Below are 23627 nucleotides of genomic sequence, written 5' to 3'. Positions count from 1 at the left end.
TTGCTGGGGCTTGTAGATTGAGTGCTTCGCCCCCATGTGCAATCAGTTGATGAATTCAGGGCGCAGCCTGCTGTGCAGGATTAAAAAGATGGCTAAAAAAGATTTTTACGACACGCTAGGTGTGAACCGCGATGCGGGTGATGACGAGATTAAAAAAGCGTATCGCAAACTGGCAATGAAGTACCACCCAGACCGTAACCCTGATGCAAAGGATGCGGAAGAAAAATTTAAAGAGGGTAAAGAAGCCTACGAGGTTTTATCCGACGCGCAAAAACGTGCGGCCTACGATCAATACGGCCATGCTGGCCTTGATCAACAATCAGGCATGGGCGGTGGTGGCGGTGGAGCAGGCTTTGGAGATGCGTTTTCTGATATCTTTGGCGATATTTTTGGCCAAGGCGGCGGTAATCGCGGTGGGCGCTCTAATGTTTATCGTGGTGCAGACCTGCGCTATAACTTAGAAATTAGCTTAGAAGAAGCGGCGCGCGGCGTAGAGCGTCAGATCAAGATTCCTTCGCATGAAGAATGTGGCAGCTGCCACGGCAGTGGGGCTAAGGCGGGCACTCAGGCTAAAACTTGCCACACCTGCGGCGGCCACGGTCAAGTGCGCGTGTCACAAGGCTTCTTTAGCCTGCAGCAGACGTGCCCAACCTGTCACGGTAGCGGTAAGTACATCCCTGATCCATGCCGCCCTTGCTCGGGCACTGGCCGCGTCAGCACGCATAAAACACTGGCAGTGAAAATCCCCGTTGGTGTGGATGAAGGCGATCGTATTCGCTTAAGCGGCGAAGGCGAAGCCGGCGTAAATGGTGGCCCATCTGGCGATCTGTACGTGGTCATTCATGTGAAGGCGCATTCGGTGTTTCAGCGTGATGGCAATGATCTGCATTGCGAAATGCCGATCAGCTTTACCATTGCGGCCTTGGGCGGGGAAATTGAAATCCCTACGCTGGATGGCAAAGCGCGGATTACTATCCCTGCAGAAACGCAAAGTGGCCAGCAGTTCCGCCTGCGTAGCAAGGGGATTAAAGGCGTACGCAGCGCCATTACCGGCGATTTAATGTGTCATGTGATTTTGGAAACGCCGGTTAAACTGACTGCGCGTCAAAAAGAATTGCTAAAAGAGTTTGAAGAAATCAGCCAAGGCGATTCTGATAAGCATAATCCACGGGCTAAATCGTTCATGGATAAAGTAAAAGATTTTTTCGCTTCATAATAAAGTGGAATAGTTAAATCATATCCACTTAATAAAAAGGCCAGTGCTTGAAAATGCACTGGCCTTTTTGCTTTAAGCGCGCTGAAGTGGCCAGCCATAAGTATCCATCGTCATTCCCGAGTGTCTTTATCGGGAATCCAGCTGGCTAGATTCCCGCCTGCGCGGGAATGACGAACTAGATTGGCATAAGGTTGGAAAATGTATTGCAGAGTACTTATTTGATTAAGCGGAACACATAAGGTAGGCGGTAGGCTTCACCTTTACTGGCGCTGATTGCGGCAATAATGCAAAACACCACATTGGCCAGCCCAAGTAAAAATATGCCTAAAAAGCCTACTAAAATAACGGTTAATACCGCGCTAATGGCATAGCCTATCATCACGGTAATAGACCAATTAAGCGCTTCTTTTGCATGCTCTTGCACAAAATGATCGTCTTTTTTAAGCAAAAAGACGATAAGTGCAGGGATAAAGCCAAAGAAAATACTCCCCACCCAAGTCAGTGCCGCGATGGTATTGGAGTCAGACTTTACGGGGGTGGTGACTGGAAATTGATTTTCATCCATCTTGGTCTCGATCACGAGGCAGAAAACTCATTCTAGGTGGCAGGTTTAGCCTAGAGCAAGCGCCATGTTTACATTGCTTAAAAGCTTAGGCCGTACTGTTGTAATCAGATTGCTTTGTCTTGATGCATTAGCGTTTTGCTAAGAGTGGGCCAAAATTAACTAATAGCACGCCAACCGCAATAAACACCGCGCCTAAGATCCGCAGGCTGCCAATTTCACGCATAGGCAGGCCTAAAATGCCGAAGCGATCAAAAAGTAAGGATGCGGTAATTTGCCCCGCCACAATCAAGGAAACCATTGCTGCCACACCAATTCGAGGCGCAAGCAAGGTGGTGCCAAAGACAAACAATGCGCCCATTAGCCCACCAGTAAGCTGCCACCAAGAGGCTTGGCCTAGCTGGCTTAGCCCCGTCCACTTTTGCCCACTTAAAATAGCGCAGAGTGCCAGCGTGAGTGTTCCTATAGAAAAAGACAAAAGTGCCGCCAGTAGCGTACTGCCACCAATGACGCCTTTTAATTGATTGTTGACGGCCGATTGCAGTGGAACGATTAGGCCAATGATGATTGCAAGAAGATAGTAGGGGAGTTGCATAAGGGCTTTGCTGGCGAGGTTGAAGTGGCCATATTGTAGGGTGGGCACGCCCTTGTGCCCACGCCTTTATATTAAGTAAGGGCGGGCAATCTCTTGCCCACCTTGCCATTAAGCCTTGTGATAAACCTCGGCACCCTTTTTGATAAATTCAATTGATTTGGTTTGCATGCCGATCTGATTGGCTTCTGATTCCGCAATCCCTTGCTTGGCTGCAAATTCACGCACGTCTTGGGTGATTTTCATCGAGCAGAAGTGTGGGCCACACATCGAGCAAAAGTGCGCCACTTTGCCGCTGTCTTTGGGCATGGTTTCATCGTGGAAAGAGCGAGCGCGGTCAGGATCTAGCCCCAGATTAAACTGGTCTTCCCAGCGGAATTCAAAGCGGGCTTTAGATAGCGCGTTATCGCGAATCTGTGCGCCAGGATGGCCTTTGGCCAGATCCGCTGCGTGCGCGGCTAGCTTATAAGTAATGATGCCTTCTTTCACATCATCTTTATTGGGCAGGCCCAAATGCTCTTTTGGTGTGACATAGCAAAGCATCGCCGTGCCGTACCAGCCAATTTGCGCCGCGCCAATCGCTGAGGTGATGTGATCGTAGCCGGGGGCGATATCGGTGGTCAGCGGTCCGAGGGTGTAGAACGGCGCTTCGTGGCACCATTCCAGCTCCTTATCCATATTTTCTTTAATCAATTGCATCGGCACATGGCCTGGGCCTTCGATCATCACTTGCACATCGTGCTGCCAAGCAATTTGCGTTAGCTCACCCAGCGTTTTTAGCTCGCCTAATTGGGCTTCATCATTGGCATCCCAGATTGAGCCAGGGCGCAGGCCATCGCCTAAGCTGAAGGCCACATCGTAGGCTTTCATGATTTCGCAGATGTCGGCAAAGTGGGTGTAAAGAAAGTTTTCTTTATGATGCGCTAAACACCATTTGGCCATAATCGAGCCACCACGGCTGACAATGCCAGTCATACGGCCTGCCGTCATTGGTACATAGCGTAGCAATACGCCAGCATGGATGGTGAAGTAATCCACGCCTTGCTCGGCTTGCTCGATCAGCGTGTCTTTGAATATTTCCCAAGTCAGGTCTTCTGCCTTGCCGTTTACTTTTTCTAATGCTTGGTAAATAGGTACAGTACCGATTGGCACGGGGCTGTTACGCAGAATCCATTCGCGGGTTTCGTGGATATTTTTGCCAGTGGACAAATCCATAATGGTGTCTGCACCCCAGCGAATGCCCCAAGTCATTTTTTCTACTTCTTCGCTAATGCTGGAGCTGACGGCAGAGTTACCAATATTGCCGTTAATCTTAACCAAGAAATTACGGCCAATAATCATCGGCTCGGATTCTGGGTGGTTGATGTTGTTGGGGATAATGGCACGGCCACAGGCGATTTCGCTGCGCACAAATTCAGGGGTGATTACATCTGGCATGATGGCGCCGTAGTTTTCGCCCTTGTGCTGGCGATTCATCATGGCCAGCATTTTTTCGCCAGTAGGACTGCTGTCCCGCAGGCTTTGTAGATAAGCCGCACGATTCATGTTTTCACGAATCGCTACGTATTCCATTTCTGGGGTAATGATGCCTTTACGCGCGTAATGCATTTGGCTGACGTTAGAACCCAGCTTGGCTTTGCGTGGCTGACGTTTTAGCTCAAAGCGCAGTTCATCCAATTTGGCATCGGCTTCGCGCATACGGCCGTAATCGCTGGTGAGCTGAGTGAGCAGCTCGGTGTCGTTTCGATCGTTAATCCAAGGAGCTCGTACGGCTTCCAAGCCTTTGCGCACATCGATGGTTGCATCTGGATCGGAGTAAGGGCCGGAGCAGTCGTAAACAAAGATGGGCGGGTTTTTTTCTGTTGCGCCGCTGATACTCATTTGGAGCGGGGTATCGGCTTGGCTAATTTCACGCATAGGCACACGAATATCATCACGTGAACCTGTGACATAAATTTTGCGTGAGTTGGGGAGTGGCTGGATGGCTGCGTCGTCAACGACGGCAGTGGATGCTAAAAACTGGGCTTTTGCGTTCATGCTCTACTCCACAGGGGCGCGGGGAGAGCGGGATAAGGGCAACCGCTCGCTTCCCTACGCCGGTATTAACCGAATCAGGTTCAGAGGGTAATTCTCATCCACACCGATGATTGGTGCAGAACCCCTAGCGATAAAGTAGTGAAGGTATATAAAAATGGAGTAAACCGCAAATTTAAGATGGAGTGAGATGATTTTTATCAGGGAGAGCTGGGGAGTGGGCGTCATCCCCGAGGGGGGGCGGGGATCCAGAAATTTTGAGCGCTGCAGGACTGGATTCCCGCTTTCGTGGGAATGACGAGTCAATCAACTGAGCTTAGTCGTTCATCAGAAATAAAGATAAGGTCGTCAGTCAAGCCCATGTGTGTTCTTGGCTTTTTTCGTGCAGTTAGTGTTTTTCGTGGACGAAATGCCTTGGTGCGTAGCATCCGTTACTCATCCTTGCTCTTCTAGCGAGCAATCTACGGTGCATTAGCCACACTGAGCTTGGTCTGTGGGATAATTGCGAAAATTTTCAAACGCTGGGTTTGATCTCGGCTCGCTTTGAGGTGATAAAAATGGATTGGGAAAACGCACGTTATTTATTAGTTGAGCAGCAAATTCGCCCATGGGATGTGCTGGATCAAAAGGTGCTCAACCGTGTATTAGCGGTTAAGCGCGAAGAGTTTGTGCCCGCGGATAAAAAAGAGCTGGCCTTTGTGGATATCGAGCTGCCGCTGGCGAATGGCTCGCAAATGCTGGCCCCCAAAATGGAAGCTAAGCTATTGCAGGATATCGATCCGCAAATTACAGATAAGGTATTAGTTGTTGGCGCAGGTACTGGCTATTTGATGGCGCTAGCGGCAGGCTTGGTGGCGCATGTGTATGGTGTAGAGATTGATGCGGCTCTGGTTGATGTTGCCCGCGCCAATTTGGCGACTGCCGGTATTATTAATGCCACGGTGACTCAAGGCGATGCACTGGCCGCAGCGCAAAAGCAAGGCCCATTTAATGCAATTATCGTGACGGGCTCTTTAGCTGAAGTTCCTGCCAGCTTGAAAGATCAGTTGGCGGTGGGTGGGCGTTTGATTGCAGTGGTAGGCGAATTGCCAATTATGTCGGCAACATTGTTTAGCTGTGTGGAAAAAGGCAGTTTTAGTGAAAATAAGCTGTTTGAATATAATTTGCCGCGCTTAAAAAATGCTGTAGAAAAAACGGCATTTGCATTTTAATAAATTGAAAATAGCGCGGCCTGATTGGCCGCGTTATTTATATAAAGGGCTTATATGCAACAGATTAACCCGCTTGAATTATCCCAATGGCTAAGCGATACCACTCGGCCAAATCCGCTGTTATTGGATGTGCGTGAAGTGGCGGAGTATGAGATTTGCCATATTGATGGCAGCCAATTAGTACCCATGAATACTATTCCTAGCCGCTTTAGCGAGCTGGATGAAGAAGCCACGATTGTGGTGATTTGTCATCATGGTATGCGTAGTTATCAAGTTGCTTCTTTTCTTGAGCGCCAAGGTTTTGCGAATGTTATTAATTTGCATGGCGGTATTGCGCGCTGGGCAGAAGAGGTTGATGTGGCTATGGCTAGGTACTAAACAGGCTCTTTTTATAACGCTAGTGTTTGGTGTTTAGATATTCCAAATGAATTGGTTTTAATCCAGGGTGGCTTCCCTCCGCCACATTGGCTTGTTATAGTCTCCCCGCTTGATTTTTTACGCCCTCTGCCTTTCATAAGATCTTAATGACAATGAAATTATCCAAAAGCTCTGCTGCTATTTCTCTTTCCTTGCTACTAGCTGGGCCTGCGTGGTCTGCAACGTGCTTATCAGGAGTGGGTGATTGCCAAAATATTCCTGATGATGCTCAGACAATGAGTCAAGGCGCTTTGCTGCAACAGCCGGGCAATCCTTACCCACAACAGGGTTTGCAGCAGCAGGGGCAGACCAGCCAGCAAAGCAGAAATACTGCGCCTCAATTGCAAACTCCTATGGCGCCAGTATCTTGTGATGATGTCAGTGGCAAGGTGGCAGTGGATCGTAATAGCAAATATAAATTACCCGCGACACCTTTGAATGATTTCCAAAAGTACCTCTGTAGCAGCAGTAATTTGCCGCTACCGATTTTTGGTCAGCAAATATTTCAGGCGCAGCAAGCGGCCTATTCCCCATTTGAGGCTGCACCGGTTTCTGCGGATTACTTGATTGGTGTGGGGGACAATTTTTCGCTACGTATTTGGGGGCAGCTGGATGCAGATTTACAGCTAAAAGTGGATCGTTCTGGTGCGGTGTTTATTCCCCGTGTTGGCAATGTCAACGTGGTAGGGATTCCATTTGGCGCTTTAAAACAGCACTTAAGCCGTGAAGTGGGCAAGGTTTATCGTAATTTTGATTTGGCCGTTACCATGGGCCAGTTAAAAAGCGTGCAGGTGTTTGTGGTGGGTTTTGCGCAAAATCCTGGTAGTTATAGCTTGGGTTCGCTTTCTACCGTAGTAAACGCCTTGTTTGCGGCTGGCGGCCCTTCGGCCAATGGTAGCTTGCGTAAAATTCAAGTAAAACGTGCCGGCAAGGTGGTGAATGAGTTTGACTTGTATGACTTACTGCTTAAAGGCGATAAAAGCCATGATCTGATGCTGCAAGGCGGCGACGTGGTGTATGTGCCGCCAGTAGGTGGGCAGGCGGCGATTTCTGGTAGCGTGAAAGTGCCAGCAATCTATGAAGTGAAAGCGGGTGAAAACCTGCAAGATTTAATTAACTGGGCCGGTGGCGCGGGTAATTTTGCCCAAGATGGCAAAGTGTCGATTGAACGCGTGGTTGCGCAAAAATCCCGCAAGGTGGAATCGGTTGAGCTGGCTAAAGCCAGCGGTTTTGTGGTGCGCGGTGGCGATGTGGTGCAGCTTTATGGTTTAAGCCAGAAAGTTGAGAATATGGTGTCACTACGCGGCAATGTGGCCCAGTCGGTACGCATGCCTTGGTTTGAGGGCATGAAGGTGAGTGATTTAATCAGCAGCAAAGATATGCTGATTGCCCCGCGCTTTTGGGAAAATAAATACCAGGATCGCACCGCAAGCAGCAAAGATTTGCAAGAAGAAGCTGATCAGGAAGAGTTGCTAAAACAGCAACAAAGCTCGCTTAATGGGGCTAACCCAGCACTGAGTACCAAGCGCAAAGTAGATCGCACATTATTAGGTGCTTTGCGTGGTAATCAGCAAGAAATTAACTGGGGCTATGCGGCGATTGAGCGCACCAATGAGCTGGATAGCACCACTACCTTAATGCCATTTAATTTGGGTGCGGTGGTGCTAAAGCACGATGCTAGCCAAGATAAGCTGCTGGCTAAGGGCGATATTATTCATATCTTCTCTAAAACGGATATTCGCGTCTCGACTCAGCAAAAAACACGTTTTGTGCATATCGAAGGTGAAGTGGGTACGCCGGGTATTTATCAGGTGAGTGAAGGCGAAACACTGGCGACCTTGATTGATCGTATCGGCGGCTTAACATCAAGCGCCTACCTCTATGGGGCAGAGTTCTCTCGCGATGAAGTGCGTAAAAAGCAGCAGGATGAGCTGGAACGACTGGCCGATTATGTAGAGCGCAATGCGCAAACATCGGCTGGGCAGCAAGCACAAAATGCCTTAAATGCGCAAGGGGCACAGGCGGCAACGATTCAGGCTGAGCAGCAAAAACTACTGGCGCAAAAAATCCGTACCACCAAGGCCGATGGCCGTGTGGTGCTGGGCCTTAGCCCAGACAGTAGCAAGCTGGGGGATATTCCTGAAGTGGCGCTAGAAGATGGCGACCGCGTGTTTATTCCTGCCCGTTCTGCCACCGTAGCGGTGATGGGTTCAGTATTTAGCCGTAATAATGCGTTTATCTTTAGCAAGAGCCGCAATGTGGGTGATTACCTAGCGCTGGCAGGTGGCCCAACAGAAAGTGCCGATAGCGATAGCGTATTTGTGGTGCGTGCCGATGGCTCGGTGGTGAGTGCCAAGCAATTTGGTATGTTGTCCCGCTCATTTAAGAGTACGCCTTCCTTGCCTGGCGATGTGATCGTGGTGCCAGAGAAGTTTGATCGCACTGGCTTTATGAGAAATGCGTTGGACTGGACACAAATCTTGGCTAACTTTGGCACGGGTTTAGCGGGCATTAAGGTGCTTGGTAATTAATAAATCCTTGTAGGGCGGGTACACAAGCCGCCAGATTTAACTCATCCAAAGCGGCGGGTTTTACCCGCCCTACAAAACTAACAAGAAGCTTATGGAAAATAAAACTGTGGTTCAGGAAAACGATCAGGATGATGAAATTAGTCTGATCGATTTACTTATTGTGCTGGCAAAACACAAGAAATTGATTTTTGGCTTGCCGGTGCTATTTGCCGTGCTGGCGGTGATTTATGGCCTGCTTGCTACGCCTATTTTTGAAGCTAAAACCACCATCTTGCCACCGCAGCAACAGCAATCCAGTGCATCGGCCATGCTGGCGCAGCTTGGTGGCTTGGGGGGCGCTGGCGCTGCTTTGGGCATGAAAAGCCCGAATGATATTTATATCGCCATGATGCAAAGCCGCCGTTTGGAAGAAAAGTTGGTAGAGCGGTTTAAATTACAAACGGTATATGAAGCCAAAACCATTGGCGATACGCTGGCTGCACTGGAAGGCAGTAGCAAAATTGCTACGGGTAAAGATGGCCTGATCTCGATTGCGGTTGAAGATAAAGATCCAAAACTAGCCGCTGCAATTGCCAATGCTTATGTAGAAGAGCTACGTAATTTAAGCAAAGTAATGGCGGTGACGGAAGCGGCGCAGCGTCGGCAGTTTTTTGAAGGCCAACTACTTGGTGCTAAAAAAGAGCTGGCGAATGCCGAGGTGGCATTAAAGCAAGAGCAGGAAAAAACCGGTGTTTTACAGCTAGATGCACAGGGTAAGATGGCTATAGAAGCTTTGGGGGCTTTACGCGCCAAAGTATCGGCTAAGCAGGTGCAAATCAATGCCATGCGTAATTTTGCGACCGAAAGCAATCCAGAGTTGCAAAGGGCCAAGGCGGAGCTAGATAGTTTGCAAACCCAGTTGGCGGATATGGGCAAGGGCGGCGATGCTAATGAAGATGTACTACTGGCCAAAACCAAAGCACCAGGAATTGGCCTTGAGTACATCCGCAAAGTGCGCGATGTGAAATACCAAGAAACGCTATTTGAGTTGATGTCCAAGCAATATGAAATTGCGAAATTAGACGAAGCCAAAGACGGTGCCAATATTCAGGTATTGGACGCAGCAATTGAGCCAGAAAGAAAATCTAAGCCTAAACGTGCCATCTTAGTTTTACTCGCTCTGTTTGGTGGTTTTTTCCTAGCAATTTTGGCGAGCTTTATTTTAGAAGCATTTAATAAAATGGGTACAAATCCAGAGCAAAAACAGCGCTTGGATTTATTAAAAAAAGCTTGGAAGGGCATAGCATGATTTTAGTTACTGGTGGTGCTGGTTTTATTGGCGGTAATTTTGTTTTGGATTGGTTGGCACAGAGCGATGAGCCGGTAATCAATGTAGATAAGCTGACTTACGCTGGCAATCTGGATACCTTGGCATCCTTAAAAGACGATATGCGGCATACCTTTGTGCGTGCGGATATTGGCGATAAAACGGTGATTGGCGAACTACTGGCTAAATATCAACCGCGTGCAGTGATTAACTTTGCGGCTGAATCGCACGTTGATAGATCTATCAGTGGGCCGGGTGAGTTTATTCAAACCAATGTAGTTGGCACCTTTAATTTGCTGGAAAGTGTGCGTGGCTATTGGAATGAATTAGCTGGTGAGACAAAAGCGGCATTTCGCTTTTTGCATGTATCGACCGATGAAGTCTATGGCTCTTTAGCGAGCGACGATCCTGCTTTTACTGAAACTAAGACTTACGAGCCAAATAGCCCATATTCCGCATCTAAAGCGGCATCCGACCATCTGGTTCGCGCTTGGCACCACACCTATGGTCTGCCGGTACTGACGACTAATTGTTCGAATAATTACGGCCCATATCATTTCCCAGAAAAGTTAATTCCGCTGGTGATTTTGAACGCTCTAGCAGGCAAGGCTTTGCCGATTTATGGCGATGGTCAGCAAATCCGCGATTGGCTGTATGTAACCGACCATTGCAGTGCGATTCGTCGAGTGCTTGAAGCAGGTATCGTTGGAGAAACCTACAACGTAGGCGGCTGGAATGAAAAGCCGAATCTGGATGTGGTGCATACCATTTGCCAAATCCTTGACGAGCGCCGCCCCAAAGTGGATGGTAAGGCTTACGCAGAGCAAATTACCTACGTAACGGATCGTCCTGGCCACGATAAACGCTACGCTATTGATGCAAGCAAGCTAGAGCGAGAATTGGGCTGGAAGCCTGCTGAAACCTTTGAAACGGGGATTGCAAAAACGGTTGATTGGTATCTAACGCATCAGGATTGGGTACAAAATGTAACATCTGGGGCTTATCAGAACTGGGTAAATCAGCATTACGGGGCATAAAAATGGCTGATGTGACGGCAATTCTAGATAAAAAACTGATTGATGCGGTGGTTGCTATTATCCTGCGCCATTTGAACCCAACTCGGATTTGGTTGTTTGGCTCGCGCGCCAATGGTGAGGCATCCACGGTTAGTGATTATGATTTTGCCTTTGACGATGCAAATGCCAGCTCTGAAAGCATGGCCATTATTCGTGCGGAAGTAGATTTAATCCCAACCTTAATTAAGATTGACGTTGCAAATATTGCGCATGCAGAGCTGCGTTTTGTGCAAAGAGTAAAAGAAACAGGCCGGGTGTTATTTAGCGCAAGCAAGCAATTACGAGCAGAAGATGGCTTGTTGTATTTTTCAAGGGCATTGCGCCGCTTACGTTTAGTTCAACAAGAAGCGATTGCCTTGCGCCAAGAGGGCTTTGGTGATGTGGTTTTAGATATTAATGTACAGCGTTTCGAGTTTACATTTGAAATGTCTTGGAAAGCACTTAAGCGCTATTTAGATTTTGTGGGAATTGATAGTAAAAATCCTCGCGCTATTTTTAAAGATGCTTTTGCGCAAGGCTTAATTCAAGATGAGCCACTTTGGTTAGATATGATAGAAATGCGTAATTTATCTAGCCATGTTTATGATGAGCGAGAAGTATCGGCTTTGCTAGGTAAAGTAGATGCTTATATCGGCGCATTTACTCAATTAGAAACCAGCTTGCAAGCTGTATTGGCGAGTGAGAGTAGGGCAAAATGAAGCAAGGTATTCGTATTTTGTTGACCGGTAAAAACGGCCAACTCGGCTTTGAGCTACAGCGCAGCCTTGCGGTACTGGGTGAAGTGATCGCGGTGGATAGGCATGATTGTGATTTAAGCAACCCAGAGGCGATTCGCGCGCTGATTGCCAAAGTGCAGCCGCAAGTCATTGTGAACCCTGCCGCGCATACTGCCGTGGATAAAGCCGAAAGCGAGCCAGAGCTTGCTTACGCCATCAATACCATCGCCTCACAAATTTTTGCAGAGGAAGCCGCCAAGCTTGGCGCTCTGCTGGTGCATTACTCTACCGATTATGTATTTGATGGTAAAAAAGACGGCTGGTATAGCGAGGACGACACGCCTAATCCACAGTCTGTATACGGCAAAACCAAATTAGCTGGTGAGCTAGCGATTGCCAGCGCCAATCCTAGGCATCTTATTTTTAGAACCAGTTGGGTATTTGGCGCGCATGGGGGTAATTTTTTAAAAACCATCTTGCGTTTGGCGAGTGAGCGTGAAGAACTTAAGATTATCGCCGATCAATATGGCGCGCCTACCGCAGCCAGCCTATTGGCGGATGTGACTGCCCATGCAATCCGGCAAGTGTTGATTAGGGATGCAGACACTTCCAACTCAACACAAGCAAACTTATATGGAACCTATCATCTAGTGGCTGGTGGTACCACCACTTGGCATGGTTATGCAGAACGAATCGTTGAGTTGGCTAAAGTGGCAGGGGCGCAGATTAAGGCAGAAAACATTCTGCCTATCCCCACCAGCGCCTACCCACTCCCCGCGCCGCGCCCTGCAAACTCTAGGCTGAGCACGGAAAAGCTACAAGTTACCTTTGGCCTTTGTTTGCCAGATTGGCAAGAGGGTGTAAAACAGGTGATGACTTTGTTGGAAAGGTAATGCAAATACCGCTGTTACAAGCTGCGCTAGCTCAATACCCAAAGTGAGTTTTGCTGTATTAGTGGGCAGCCAAGTGGATGGGCGAGCGAGTGCCAGTAGTGATTGGGATATCGCCCTAGCATTTGAATATGGGCTTGATCCTATAAAGCGCTATGAGCAATTGGGTGATTTGCAAGTGCAATTAGCCGCAGCGATGCAGCTTCATCCAGAGCAAATTGATTTGATTGATATCGCCCAAGCAGGCCTTACCATGCGGGAGCAAATAGCCAATACAGGTCTTTTGCTAAAAGGCGATAACACGTTAGCTTGGAGCCATTTTTTAAACAGAACATGGCGCGAGTTAGAAATGTTTCATTGGGAAAAGCAAGATGCAGCTGGACGAATATCAAGCTGAAACAGCCGCGCATGCGGCAAGGCAAGCTTTAATCCTACTAGAAGCCAAAGAGCGCTTGCAGCAACAGGGCAGCCTTACGGCATTGGAGTTTTCCGGCGCAGTGCATGCTTTGCAAGTGATCGCAGAAAACAGCATCGGCAAGGCCAAACACAGCCTAAAAGCATTGGGCCAAGCCGTGCCAGTGAGTGCTTATGATTGCTTTGCACTGCTGCAGCAAGCAGGAAAGCTAAGCATGGACGAGCTGCAAGCTTGGCAAAGGGCGATTGACTTAAGAAATAGAATTGTGCATGACTATTTAAATTTGGATACGCGGGTGATTTATCGCTTGATTGATAGCAATGCCTATCAATTTATGCTGGATTTCTTTATCGAACCTTTTAATAGCAAAGCGTAAGGCGGGAGCAACCCGCGTATTTTTCAGCATTACTCGCGGGTTGCTCCCGCCCTACTAAAATCATTTACTTACGTTGATAGGGTTGGGCTACTACCCAGCAGATAAGGATAATCAAGATGAGCACTTCTAATTCACCAGCAACAAGTCGCAAAGGCATTATCCTTGCCGGCGGCAGCGGTACACGTCTCTACCCCGCCACGCTGGCCGTCAGCAAACAACTGCTGCCTATCTACGATAAGCCCATGATTTATTACCCGCTCTGTACTTTGCTGCTGGCGGGCATTAAAGATATTTTGATTATCTCCACCCCGCAAGATACCCCGCGCTTTGAGCAATTACTGGGCGATGGTAGCCAGTGGGGTATTAATCTGAAATACGCCGTGCAAGCCAGCCCAGATGGCCTTGCCCAAGCCTTTATCATTGGCGAAGAGTTTATTGGCAAAGACAATTGCGCCTTAGTACTGGGCGACAATATCTATTACGGCCACGATTTTGCCGGATTGCTGCAAGAAGCATCGGCCAAAACCAGCGGAGCCAGCGTTTTTGCCTACCGCGTTACCGACCCAGAGCGCTATGGTGTAGTAGAGTTTGATGAGCAGGGCAAAGCCGTTAGCCTAGAAGAAAAACCAGCACAGCCGAAATCAAACTACGCCGTAACCGGCCTCTATTTCTACGACAACCGTGTGGTAGAAATTGCCAAGGCCATCAAGCCATCCCCGCGCGGCGAGCTAGAAATCACCGACGTAAACGCCGCCTACCTCGCCATGGGCGAGCTAGACGTACAAACCATGGGCCGTGGCTACGCATGGTTGGATACGGGTACTCATGAGTCTATGCTGGAAGCCAGCCAATTCATCCAAACCATCGAATCTCGCCAAGGCTTAAAAGTGTGCTGCCCGGAAGAAATTGCCTACCGATCAGGCTGGATTGATGCTGCACAGATAGAGAAACTAGCCCAACCCTTAAAGAAAAATGCTTATGGGCAGTACTTATTAAACATGCTAAAAGACAAAACATTCTGATGATTCTTTGTGGCAAGCGTGGTTTACTAGCGGCCGCGATTACGTAGTACCACATTGAATATAGAAAATTATTCTTGATTAGGGGAATAGCAAGGTGGATTTAAATCCACCTTGCTTAAAAAGTGCAATATGAAAATCATTGATACCGCAATTAGCGATGTAAAAATAATTGAACCGCAGGTATTTGGAGACGAGCGCGGTTTCTTTTATGAAAGCTTTAACCACGCCAAATTTGAAGCCGCAATTGGCCGGAAAGTTGAATTTGTGCAGGATAACCATTCCCGTTCTGTAAAAGGTGTATTACGCGGTTTGCACTATCAATTACCACCGCACCCTCAAGGGAAATTAGTGCGCTGCACCTTGGGTGAAGTCTTTGATGTAGCCGTAGATATCCGTAAATCGTCCTCAACTTTCGGGCAATGGGTGGGGGTAACACTTAGTGAAGAGAATAAACGCCAGCTATGGATCCCCGAAGGCTTTGCTCATGGTTTTGTAGTGGTATCAGAAGTAGCGGAGTTTTTATATAAAACTACGGATTATTGGTTTAAAGATTTAGAAATGGTTGTTGCTTGGAATGAAGAGAGCATTAAGATTAAATGGCCAGATCTTAACTATATTTTGTCTGATAAAGATCAATTAGGAATTAATAATTATTTGTTTGGATACTAACATTTTTTAGAACTTAAGGCGTGAGGCATGTATTTATCGATGTCGTTTTTGATTCTTGGCTTTCTTTTTACTGGGATAAATTTTTCTCAGCTAATGATAGGTCTTGATAGTAAAGTATCTATTTACAATGCCATATTTTCTTTCTGTATTCTGATGTTTCTGATTTATTTTAGGAAAATTAAGGTTAAATTTAGCTTTTATTTTGTAGTAGTATCTTTTTTTGTGTTGTTGTGTATTATATTTTCTTTTGTTTTTTTTGATAGCCTAACTAATAAAAGCTTTCCATTACAGTTTTTAAGGGGGTATGTTTTATTTTCTATGTTTTATTTGGCTGTAATCAATAATTTTTTTACTAAAGAAGATGTATATAAATTATTTTTCTTTTCTAGTGTTATTTGCGCAATGTTTGGGTTTATGCAGATTGTCTTTTTATATCTAGGGCTAGATCCAAAGATGGGAGTTGATTACCCAACATATTTACGCTTTGATGATGCGGATTCATTTTATGTGCTGCTCGGGTTTCCAATGTTTCGTGTTTCATCCTTTTTAGGTGATCCGAATTATTTTGCCTTTGCTATGCTTCCTGGTTTATGTGTAGCTAGTGGGTGGCTGATTGACGGTGTGATAAGGAAGAAAAGCACCGCTGTTTGTTTAGTACTGGTTTTGCTTATATTTTTTTTGACGCTGTCAAGAGGTGCAATTTTAGGTTTACTAGTTTTTATTGTTTCATATATTTTTTTTGAAAGTAAAAGTAAAAGTCTTTTTAAAAAGTTAGCGATAGTTATTATTTTTTCATCTGTTGGTCTGTTACTTACAATGGGGGGGCGTTCATCGAATGCTCAAGGTTCAACTAATGAAAGAATGAGTATCTATCAAAATGGCCTAGATAAGGTATTACAAAGTCCTTTTGGTATTGGTGATAGCCTTGTAAATGTTGAAAGAAGTTTATTATCAACTCATAATTTATTACTGGAAGGTGGATTAAGTTTTGGGTATGTATTCTTTATTTTGTATGCTCTTGTGTTTGTTTTTTATTTGATGAGAAGTGTGAATGCTAAATCGGGAATTTCGTATTTGTTTTCCTTGGTTGTTGCTAGTATGTTTTTAGAACTTTTAATTTACCCTCAATTTTGGATGTATTTAGTCTTGATATATTTGAAGACAGATAAGCATCAAAAAAAAATGTCACATACACCATGCTATGGCAAAAAATATAATCAGTAGGTATTTATGAAAATTCTAATATCTGTATTTACATTTCACCCTGAGAGAAATGGAGTGGCTCATGCTGCGTATGTACATGCAAAGTTTCTTATTTCCTTAGGCCATGAGGTTTGTGTTTACACGGCTGGTAATTGTATGGAAGGTAAGTGTTTGAATGGAATTAATATCATGTATTTTAATATAAAAGGATCTGGAAGTATTATAAAGCCAATAGTGGGTGAAATTGAAAAATACATAAATATGGTAGAGACAAATTGCTTTGATGTGATTTTTTCGTATTGTTGGCAAACTTGGAATACAGGGTTAATCCCTCGTTTAAATAATTTTAGAGGGAAAATAGTTCTTGTTAGTCACGGAATATCTGTCAATACATGGTTTGATTTCAAGTCATTGGTCCATTCGATTTCATGGACGTTATACAAAAAAAATGAAATAAAGAATATATATTCTAAAGTAAATGATGTGATATATCTCTCGGACATTAAAGATTTCGATAGGTTTTATGACGCACTAGTCATGCCACAGCACGTTTCTAAATGGGTGATTAGAAATCCAGTAGTGCCATATATTAATGAGAATAAAGAATATTCTAAACAAATAGAAATTTTGTGTATCGGTGCCTTCAGTCGCTTGAAGAATGAGAAGTTTTTAATTAAAGCGTTATTAGATAGAAGATTTGAAAATATTTCACTTAGAATGTATGGCAATTTGCATTCAAGCTATTATGCGAGTTTAATAAAATTAATCAAAAAAAATGAAATAGATTTTAATAAAAGAAACATTAACATTGTTACTTATAGCGGTGATACTGACGAGCAAATTGAGAAAGCATATGTGAAAGCTGATGTTTTTGTTTCTACTTCAGAAACAGAATGTCAGCCTATGGTGATTTTGGATGCAATGAGGTTTTCGGTGCCTTTTCTTAGTAAAAAGGTAGGATCTGTACCTGAGTTTAGTGGTGGATTTGTCTATACTAGTCTTCAAGAGCTGCAAGAAAACTTATTATATTTGATCAGAAATAGAGATGTCAGAGTTGAAATGGGAAAAGCTGGTTTTGAGTATATTAGAAAGAATCACAGCTATACAAATTATGCAAAAATTAATTCCGCTTTGTTAGATAGATTGGCTGTAGACAATGATTAAAAAAAATGTAGTTTTGATCCCGCTGATGAAAATAATGGGGCTAATCATGCCTCTGGCCTTTTATGCTGTGTTACATAGGCATGTCAGCATAAATGAATTTGGTATTTTCCAAACATTAATAGGATTGTTGTCATTTATTAGTTTACTAGAGTCTGGGGTAACACCTTCATTTAGAAATGGAGTTTTATTAGATGGGTTGAAGTCAAATGACGTATTGTCATCAGCACTGATAACGTCATTTTTTTTTAGTGCAATTGCCGTTGCTACTATATGTATAGTCTGGTTGTTTTTTGGGAAAGTCTTATATCCTTCAATTCTAGTACCCATTTCATTTTCAATTGTTTCGATTAGCCTTGTTGGAAGTTGTTTTCAAGTTTATGATGACTTAAATGATAATTATTTGTTTGGTCGTTTTTTTGATTTTATATCAAATATTGCAGGGTTATTATTTGCTTGTTTTCTTTTGTATTTTTCATATGGAATATATGTTGTATTTTTTTGTGTGTGTCTATTCAAGATTTCATGGACTATTTTTTCTATCTTTAAGTACAAAAATATCGTGGACGTGAAATTAACAAGAAAAAATTTAATGCATGCAGTATTTCAAGGTCTGGGTGAAAATTCGAAATTTGTTAGTATTCAATTGTTGAACACTGTAGTGTCATTTGGAATAATATATATATTATGTAAATATAACACAATTGCGGTATATGGTGTTTTTGCCGTTTTTTTTAGGTTTTTAATGGTGCCAGTGGCGTTGTATGGCAGCATTGCACCTATATTATGGGGGTACTTTTCCAGATATAAAGGTAAGGTTAAAAATAATATGATGTTTTTTATATTCTCATCGTCTATTGTTTTTTTATTGGCATACTGTATTTTGCCATATTTCGTTAAATTTTATTTAGGCGCGGATGTCCAGTATCCTGGGGACCTGTTTTTTTTAACAGCTTTTTGTTTTACTGGTTTGCTTAAAGATGTTATTTCAACTTATTTTAATGCGTTTAGATCATATTTATTTCAAATAATTCTGCTAATAGCTAATGTTTTTGTTTTATATTATTCCGATGCGATGAGATATCAGATTGATGAATTATTTTTAGCTCTTATTTTTTATAACATATTTGCAGTGCTTACGATGTATGTTTTTATGAAAAATACAAATAAGGTACCATTGAATTGAAAAAAATAGCACTAATTACAGGGGTCACCGGGCAAGATGGTTCTTATCTTGCTGAATTTCTTTTAGCAAAAGGCTATGAAGTGCATGGTATTAAGCGCCGTGCTTCATCATTTAATACTCAACGCGTTGATCATATTTACCAAGATCCGCATATTGAGAATAGTAAATTTAAATTACACTACGGTGATTTAAGCGATTCATCTAATTTAACCCGCATTCTAAAAGAAGTGCAGCCGGATGAGGTTTATAACCTTGGTGCGCAATCGCATGTGGCGGTCAGCTTTGAATCGCCCGAATATACGGCTGATGTCGATGCAATGGGCACGCTGCGTTTATTAGAAGCGATTCGCTTTTTAGGCTTAGAAAAGAAAACGCGTTTTTATCAAGCATCCACCTCTGAGCTATATGGCTTGGTGCAAGAGATTCCGCAAAAAGAAACCACGCCATTTCACCCGCGCAGCCCCTATGCCGTGGCAAAAATGTATGCCTATTGGATTGTGGTGAATTACCGCGAAGCCTATGGTATGTATGCATGTAATGGCATTTTGTTTAATCACGAAAGCCCGCGCCGTGGTGAAACCTTTGTTACGCGCAAAATTACTCGTGGTTTAGCAAATATCTCTCAAGGTTTAGAAAAGTGCCTGTTTATGGGCAATATTGACTCCCTGCGTGATTGGGGCCATGCACGTGATTATGTAAAAATGCAATGGATGATGTTGCAACAAGAAGTGGCGGATGATTTTGTGATTGCCACTGGCGTGCAATATAGCGTGCGTGATTTTATTCGCATGTCAGCCAGTGAATTAGGTATATCGCTTAAATTTGAGGGCGTAGGTGTCGATGAAAAAGCCATCGTTACTAAAATTAAAGGCGATAAAGCACCTGCATTAAAAGAGGGCGATGTGATTATGCAAGTTGATCCACGCTATTTCCGCCCTGCCGAAGTTGAAACATTATTGGGCGATCCAACAAAAGCCAAAGTGAAATTAGGCTGGGTACCAGAAACCACCTTGCCCGAATTAGTGCAAGAAATGGTAGCTCATGATTTAGTACAGGCACGCCAGCATGCCCTGCTTAAAACGCATGGCTATGCCGTAGCAGTATCAACTGAACAGTAATATCAATCCGGGCACATTGTGCCCGGTTTCTTCCTCTATTAAATTGAATAAATAAAATGTCCTATATTCTGCCTGAACATAAAATCTACATTGCTGGCCATCGTGGCATGGTGGGTTCTGCGATTGTGCGTGAGCTAAATAAATTAGGGCTCACAAATATTGTAACTCGCAGCCACGCAGAATTAGATCTTACAAATCAAGCCGCTGTAGATGTTTTTTTTGCAGCAGAAAAACCAGATTTCGTATTTTTAGCGGCAGCAAAAGTTGGCGGTATTCATGCAAATAATGTTTATCGTGGTGATTTTATTTATCAGAATTTAATGATACAAAATAATGTGATTCATGCTGCTTGTCAGTATGGTATAAATCGTTTGATGTTTTTAGGTTCCAGCTGTATTTACCCAAAAGATTGCCCTCAGCCAATTAAAGAAGAATATCTCTTAACTGGCCCATTAGAACAAACTAATCAGCCCTATGCTCTAGCTAAAATTGCTGGCATTGAAATGTGCTGGAGTTATAACCGCCAATATGGCACGCAATACCTAGCGGTGATGCCAACTAATCTTTATGGCCCGGGTGATAATTATCATCCTGAAAATAGCCATGTGATTCCAGCGCTGATTCGCAAAGCACACGAAGCTAAAGCAAGTGGCGCAAAAGAAATGATGGTATGGGGCAGTGGTACTCCTCGCCGTGAATTTCTTTATTGCGAGGATATGGCAGAGGCCTGTGTGTATTTACTGAGTTTGTCTGATGCTGAATATAAAAAACAATTAAATGATCAACACCCGCCGCTGATCAATATTGGCACAGGTGCAGATATGACTATTCGTGAATTAGCGAGCACGATTTGCAAAGTGGTAGGATTTAAAGGCGAACTGGTATTTGATGCGAGTAAGCCCGATGGCACGATGCGTAAATTACAGGATGTGAGTAAACTAGAGCATCTTGGATGGGCGTATAAAACTGAATTTAATTTAGGGATAAATAAGGCATATCAAGATTTTATTTCTGGTTGAATTAGTTCTGATAATTGTATTTATTATTCACTATTGAGGCTGTCTTGGTTATTATTAAAATAAATGGCGGGTTGGGCAATCAAATGTTTCAGTATGCCTATGCTTATGCATTGGCATTACGTACAGGGTGCTCTATACTTTTTGATTGTGAAGAATACAAAGGTAAGAACATACATCAAGGGATGGAATTAGAAAGGATTTTTGATATTGGGCTTGATTTTTCATCAAAAAAACAGGTTGTAGAGTTATTAGGTTTTCGTAATAAAGCATTGGTCAGATCGATTTTATCTAGATGGCCTTTTACTCTAGTTTCATGGCCATATAAAAGGCAGTATTTGGATGTTTTTAAACGGGAATATCTTTGCGTTCCTGATGGAACATATGTAGAAGGATATTTCCAGTCTGAAAATTTTTTCCAAGATTTTAAAAATGAAATTAAAGAAAAATTTAAGTGGGATGATCAGATAAAACCTGAGTGCTTGTCTTTTTTAAAATTGATAAATAGTAGCAATTCAGTGTCGATACATATTCGAAGAGGTGACTATCTTGATCCAAAAGTAGCTAAATTCCATGGGGTTTTAGGTTTTTCATACTATAAAAAGGCGATAGAGTTAATTGAGGGTAATGTAGACAATCCAAATTTCTTTGTTTTTAGTGATGATTTAGATTGGGCAAGAGAGTTATTTTCAAGTTATGATGGTTTTTTCTTTGTAGATTCAAACTCAGGAAGAGATAGCCACTTAGATATGTTTTTAATGTCACAGTGTAAGCATAATATCATTGCAAACAGCTCTTTTAGTTGGTGGGGGGCTTGGTTAGCAGAAACTAATGAGCAAATGGTGATTGCACCACGTCATTGGATTGCATCAAATAGATTTTCTGTTTCCAATATTTATCCAAATAACTGGACAATTATTGATTAAAATATATTTATAACGTTGAGTCTGTACAATGGATAAGCCTTTAGTAAGTGTTTTGATGTGCTTAAATAAAATAGATGAGTACACTAGTGATGCAATTGAAAGTATTATTAATCAAACAATGAAAGAAATCGAAATAATATTAGTAGTTAATGGCGATGGTGTTGAGGAAAATTACAATTTTTTGTTAGAGAAATATAAAGCGGAACAACGTATAAAATTAATTTCTGTTCCTATTGGTCAATTGGCTTTTTCTTTAAATGTTGCATTGTCTCATACTAAAGCTGATCTGATTGCTAGGATGGACACTGATGATGTTTCATATTTAGATCGATTACAAAAGCAATATGATTATTTGAAAAATAAAGACTTAGATTTTGTTGGTTGTGATATCAATTTGATAAATGAATTTGGGCATAATATTGGGAAAAGAGTACTACCTAAAGGAAGGGATATTAATAAAAAATTACCATTTTTGAACCCATTTGTTCATGGTTCAGTAATGGCAAAACGAAGTTTGTTTATTGCAGCGAGAGGCTATAACTCGGGTTTTAATTCTGAAGATTATGATTTGTGGCTTCGTTTGCATAGGAAAGGTATTAAATGGGATAATATGCCTGATATTTTGCTTGCATATAGAATTCATAGTGCGGCAACGCAAAGAAGGCTACTTGGTTATGCTGAAGCCACGGGTTTGTCAGTAAGAGAGTTTATTTTGAATAAAAATATAATAAATTTTTTTGCTATTTTATTTCATTTCTATAAATCAGTTTTTAGATCAAGAAAGTAATTAAGGTGCAGTAAATGAAAATTATTTTGTGTGCAAATACTGCTTGGTCTATTTATAACTTTAGGTTTAATTTAGTAGTCCAATTGTTGAGTCTAGGGATTGAGGTTATTGTTTTGGCCCCCCAAGATGATTCGTCAGAAAAGCTAATTGATATGGGCTGTACCGTTTATGATTTGGCCATGTCAGCTCAAGGTGTTAACCCCTTTAGTGACTTTAAATTATTATTAAGGATAATTAGTGTTTATAGACGAGTTAAGCCAGATTTTGTTATTAACTATACAATTAAACCTAATATTTATGGCTCAATTGCTTCTGGTTTTTTAAATATTCCTTCCCTTGCAATTACAACAGGGCTTGGTTATACGTTTATTAATAACAATTTAGTTGCTAAGATTGCAAGGCTATTATATAAATTCGCGTTTAAAAATCCAAAAGAAATCTGGTTTCTAAATAATGATGATTTAAATATTTTTTTGAACTATCAGTTAGTAGAAAAGGATCGTGCGAAATTGCTGCATGGTGAAGGAATTGATACTCAATATTTCACTCCAAGAGCTCATCTTAATAGCGATAATAATTTGCGATTTTTATTAATTGCCAGAATGCTTTGGGATAAAGGTATTGGCGAGTATGTTGAGGCTGCGCGTATTGTAAAAAACAAATATCCCAATGCAATATTCCAATTGTTGGGTGCGACAGGTGTTGCTAACCCAAGTGTTATTAGTAAAGAAAATATAGATGTGTGGGTAAAGTCAGGAGCTGTTGAATATCTTGGTACTACTAATGATGTACGTTCATTAATTGCACAGGCAGATTGTGTGGTTTTGCCATCTTATCGGGAGGGAATTCCACGTACAATGATGGAAGCTGCATCAATGGCAAAACCGCTTATTGCAACAAATTGTGTAGGTTGCAAGGATGTTATTATTGATGGGGTAACTGGATTGTTTTGCTCAATCAAAGATTCTGCTTCACTTGCTCAGCGTATGATTCAGATGATAGAAATGGGTGAGCAAGCAAGAAATACAATGGGCACGTCTGGAAGAGAGTTTATGATTGATCAGTTTGATGAAAAAAAAATTATAAATCAATACACAGAAACATTGATAAATTATGGACTAATTCCATCAAAAAAATCATAAATAACAATAGAACACTTTTAGTGTTATTTCGATGAAATAGTTATCTTATTTACGT

General features: G+C 42.9%; 23 protein-coding genes and 1 riboswitch. Of the genes, 20 read left to right on the top strand and 3 right to left on the bottom strand.

Annotated elements, in window-relative coordinates:
* Positions 1-88 precede the first annotated feature (88 nt).
* On the top strand, positions 89-1216 hold the full coding sequence (gene dnaJ, locus R6242_RS10470; RefSeq protein ID WP_130105749.1) for a molecular chaperone DnaJ: 1128 nt from the start codon (positions 89-91) through the stop codon (positions 1214-1216).
* Between the two features lie 214 nt (positions 1217-1430).
* Here dnaJ and R6242_RS10465 read toward each other — a convergent pair whose 3' ends face one another.
* From R6242_RS10465 to thiC, 3 genes are all read right to left on the bottom strand, one after another.
* A complete protein-coding gene (locus R6242_RS10465; protein ID WP_318426488.1) occupies positions 1431-1781 on the bottom strand; it encodes a DUF4870 domain-containing protein in 351 nt (116 codons plus the stop codon).
* A 127-nt stretch (positions 1782-1908) separates the two neighbouring features.
* The gene (locus R6242_RS10460; RefSeq protein ID WP_318426486.1) at positions 1909-2421 is read right to left on the bottom strand and encodes a DMT family transporter; all 513 of its coding nucleotides are present in this window, start codon (positions 2419-2421) and stop codon (positions 1909-1911) included.
* A 60-nt stretch (positions 2422-2481) separates the two neighbouring features.
* Positions 2482-4407 (bottom strand): phosphomethylpyrimidine synthase ThiC, encoded by a 1926-nt coding sequence (thiC, locus tag R6242_RS10455; RefSeq protein ID WP_318426484.1) that lies wholly within the window; start codon positions 4405-4407, stop codon positions 2482-2484.
* Positions 4408-4441: 34 nt separating this feature from the next.
* A riboswitch (TPP riboswitch) is annotated at positions 4442-4543 on the bottom strand.
* Positions 4544-4961: 418 nt separating this feature from the next.
* On the opposite strand from thiC, the gene R6242_RS10450 reads away from it, so the two are divergent.
* From R6242_RS10450 to R6242_RS10360, 19 genes are all read left to right on the top strand, one after another.
* Positions 4962-5615: a protein-L-isoaspartate O-methyltransferase gene (locus R6242_RS10450; protein ID WP_318426482.1), complete on the top strand. Its 654-nt coding sequence runs from the start codon at positions 4962-4964 to the stop codon at positions 5613-5615.
* A gap of 54 nt (positions 5616-5669) precedes the next feature.
* Complete coding sequence (locus R6242_RS10445; protein WP_318426480.1) at positions 5670-5993, top strand: rhodanese-like domain-containing protein; 324 nt, start codon at positions 5670-5672, stop codon at positions 5991-5993.
* A 152-nt stretch (positions 5994-6145) separates the two neighbouring features.
* Positions 6146-8563, top strand: coding sequence for an SLBB domain-containing protein (locus R6242_RS10440; RefSeq protein ID WP_318426478.1), 2418 nt, complete (start codon positions 6146-6148; stop codon positions 8561-8563).
* Positions 8564-8654: 91 nt separating this feature from the next.
* Positions 8655-9851 carry a GumC family protein gene (locus R6242_RS10435; RefSeq protein WP_318426476.1) on the top strand — a complete coding sequence of 399 codons (1197 nt, stop codon included), beginning with the start codon at positions 8655-8657 and terminating at the stop codon, positions 9849-9851.
* Positions 9848-10906, top strand: a complete 1059-nt coding sequence (gene rfbB, locus R6242_RS10430) for a dTDP-glucose 4,6-dehydratase (RefSeq protein WP_318426474.1) — start codon at positions 9848-9850, stop codon at positions 10904-10906. The genes R6242_RS10435 and rfbB overlap by 4 nt, the downstream gene beginning before the upstream one ends.
* Before the next feature lie 2 nt (positions 10907-10908).
* Positions 10909-11643, top strand: coding sequence for an HI0074 family nucleotidyltransferase substrate-binding subunit (locus tag R6242_RS10425; RefSeq protein ID WP_318426472.1), 735 nt, complete (start codon positions 10909-10911; stop codon positions 11641-11643).
* Positions 11640-12554, top strand: coding sequence for a dTDP-4-dehydrorhamnose reductase (rfbD, locus tag R6242_RS10420; RefSeq protein ID WP_318426470.1), 915 nt, complete (start codon positions 11640-11642; stop codon positions 12552-12554). Before R6242_RS10425 ends, rfbD begins: the two co-directional genes overlap by 4 nt.
* Positions 12555-12588: 34 nt before the next feature.
* The gene (mntA, locus tag R6242_RS10415; protein WP_318426569.1) at positions 12589-12948 is read left to right on the top strand and encodes a type VII toxin-antitoxin system MntA family adenylyltransferase antitoxin; all 360 of its coding nucleotides are present in this window, start codon (positions 12589-12591) and stop codon (positions 12946-12948) included.
* Positions 12923-13342 carry a type VII toxin-antitoxin system HepT family RNase toxin gene (hepT, locus tag R6242_RS10410; RefSeq protein WP_318426468.1) on the top strand — a complete coding sequence of 140 codons (420 nt, stop codon included), beginning with the start codon at positions 12923-12925 and terminating at the stop codon, positions 13340-13342. The genes mntA and hepT overlap by 26 nt, the downstream gene beginning before the upstream one ends.
* 116 nt (positions 13343-13458) lie before the next feature.
* On the top strand, positions 13459-14364 hold the full coding sequence (rfbA, locus tag R6242_RS10405; protein WP_318426466.1) for a glucose-1-phosphate thymidylyltransferase RfbA: 906 nt from the start codon (positions 13459-13461) through the stop codon (positions 14362-14364).
* A gap of 129 nt (positions 14365-14493) precedes the next feature.
* Complete coding sequence (gene rfbC, locus R6242_RS10400; protein WP_318426464.1) at positions 14494-15033, top strand: dTDP-4-dehydrorhamnose 3,5-epimerase; 540 nt, start codon at positions 14494-14496, stop codon at positions 15031-15033.
* Between the two features lie 27 nt (positions 15034-15060).
* On the top strand, positions 15061-16257 hold the full coding sequence (locus R6242_RS10395) for an O-antigen ligase family protein (RefSeq protein WP_318426462.1): 1197 nt from the start codon (positions 15061-15063) through the stop codon (positions 16255-16257).
* Positions 16258-16263: 6 nt separating this feature from the next.
* Positions 16264-17400 (top strand): glycosyltransferase family 4 protein, encoded by a 1137-nt coding sequence (locus R6242_RS10390; RefSeq protein WP_318426460.1) that lies wholly within the window; start codon positions 16264-16266, stop codon positions 17398-17400.
* A complete protein-coding gene (locus R6242_RS10385) occupies positions 17393-18583 on the top strand; it encodes a hypothetical protein (RefSeq protein WP_318426458.1) in 1191 nt (396 codons plus the stop codon). Before R6242_RS10390 ends, R6242_RS10385 begins: the two co-directional genes overlap by 8 nt.
* Positions 18580-19701, top strand: a complete 1122-nt coding sequence (gene gmd / locus R6242_RS10380; protein WP_318426456.1) for a GDP-mannose 4,6-dehydratase — start codon at positions 18580-18582, stop codon at positions 19699-19701. Before R6242_RS10385 ends, gmd begins: the two co-directional genes overlap by 4 nt.
* A 56-nt stretch (positions 19702-19757) precedes the next feature.
* Entirely contained in the window at positions 19758-20720 is a 963-nt protein-coding gene (locus tag R6242_RS10375; RefSeq protein ID WP_318426454.1) for a GDP-L-fucose synthase, read from the top strand.
* A gap of 44 nt (positions 20721-20764) precedes the next feature.
* Entirely contained in the window at positions 20765-21643 is an 879-nt protein-coding gene (locus R6242_RS10370; protein ID WP_318426452.1) for an alpha-1,2-fucosyltransferase, read from the top strand.
* Positions 21644-21671: 28 nt separating this feature from the next.
* Positions 21672-22430, top strand: a complete 759-nt coding sequence (locus R6242_RS10365) for a glycosyltransferase (protein WP_318426450.1) — start codon at positions 21672-21674, stop codon at positions 22428-22430.
* A 14-nt stretch (positions 22431-22444) separates the two neighbouring features.
* On the top strand, positions 22445-23572 hold the full coding sequence (locus tag R6242_RS10360) for a glycosyltransferase family 4 protein (protein ID WP_318426448.1): 1128 nt from the start codon (positions 22445-22447) through the stop codon (positions 23570-23572).
* Positions 23573-23627: the final 55 nt, after the last annotated feature.

The organism is Iodobacter sp. CM08, from assembly GCF_033446605.1.
GTDB lineage: Bacteria > Pseudomonadota > Gammaproteobacteria > Burkholderiales > Chitinibacteraceae > Iodobacter.
Note: the sequence above shows the minus strand (reverse complement) of the source record. Positions and strands in the feature narration are given on the sequence as shown.

What these genes read in the sequence shown, in the direction of transcription:
- hepT (WP_318426468.1), top strand. Translation starts at nt 12,923, where the DNA reads ATGCAGCTGGACGAATATCAAGCTGAAACAGCCGCGCATGCGGCAAGG.
- R6242_RS10450 (WP_318426482.1), top strand. Translation starts at nt 4,962, where the DNA reads ATGGATTGGGAAAACGCACGTTATTTATTAGTTGAGCAGCAAATTCGC.
- R6242_RS10445 (WP_318426480.1), top strand. Translation starts at nt 5,670, where the DNA reads ATGCAACAGATTAACCCGCTTGAATTATCCCAATGGCTAAGCGATACC.
- thiC (WP_318426484.1), bottom strand. Translation starts at nt 4,407, where the DNA reads ATGAACGCAAAAGCCCAGTTTTTAGCATCCACTGCCGTCGTTGACGAC.
- R6242_RS10395 (WP_318426462.1), top strand. Translation starts at nt 15,061, where the DNA reads ATGTATTTATCGATGTCGTTTTTGATTCTTGGCTTTCTTTTTACTGGG.
- R6242_RS10375 (WP_318426454.1), top strand. Translation starts at nt 19,758, where the DNA reads ATGTCCTATATTCTGCCTGAACATAAAATCTACATTGCTGGCCATCGT.
- dnaJ (WP_130105749.1), top strand. Translation starts at nt 89, where the DNA reads ATGGCTAAAAAAGATTTTTACGACACGCTAGGTGTGAACCGCGATGCG.
- R6242_RS10365 (WP_318426450.1), top strand. Translation starts at nt 21,672, where the DNA reads ATGGATAAGCCTTTAGTAAGTGTTTTGATGTGCTTAAATAAAATAGAT.
- R6242_RS10435 (WP_318426476.1), top strand. Translation starts at nt 8,655, where the DNA reads ATGGAAAATAAAACTGTGGTTCAGGAAAACGATCAGGATGATGAAATT.
- R6242_RS10425 (WP_318426472.1), top strand. Translation starts at nt 10,909, where the DNA reads ATGGCTGATGTGACGGCAATTCTAGATAAAAAACTGATTGATGCGGTG.
- rfbC (WP_318426464.1), top strand. Translation starts at nt 14,494, where the DNA reads ATGAAAATCATTGATACCGCAATTAGCGATGTAAAAATAATTGAACCG.
- R6242_RS10360 (WP_318426448.1), top strand. Translation starts at nt 22,445, where the DNA reads ATGAAAATTATTTTGTGTGCAAATACTGCTTGGTCTATTTATAACTTT.
- R6242_RS10385 (WP_318426458.1), top strand. Translation starts at nt 17,393, where the DNA reads ATGATTAAAAAAAATGTAGTTTTGATCCCGCTGATGAAAATAATGGGG.
- R6242_RS10390 (WP_318426460.1), top strand. Translation starts at nt 16,264, where the DNA reads ATGAAAATTCTAATATCTGTATTTACATTTCACCCTGAGAGAAATGGA.
- rfbB (WP_318426474.1), top strand. Translation starts at nt 9,848, where the DNA reads ATGATTTTAGTTACTGGTGGTGCTGGTTTTATTGGCGGTAATTTTGTT.
- rfbA (WP_318426466.1), top strand. Translation starts at nt 13,459, where the DNA reads ATGAGCACTTCTAATTCACCAGCAACAAGTCGCAAAGGCATTATCCTT.
- R6242_RS10465 (WP_318426488.1), bottom strand. Translation starts at nt 1,781, where the DNA reads ATGGATGAAAATCAATTTCCAGTCACCACCCCCGTAAAGTCTGACTCC.
- rfbD (WP_318426470.1), top strand. Translation starts at nt 11,640, where the DNA reads ATGAAGCAAGGTATTCGTATTTTGTTGACCGGTAAAAACGGCCAACTC.
- R6242_RS10440 (WP_318426478.1), top strand. Translation starts at nt 6,146, where the DNA reads ATGAAATTATCCAAAAGCTCTGCTGCTATTTCTCTTTCCTTGCTACTA.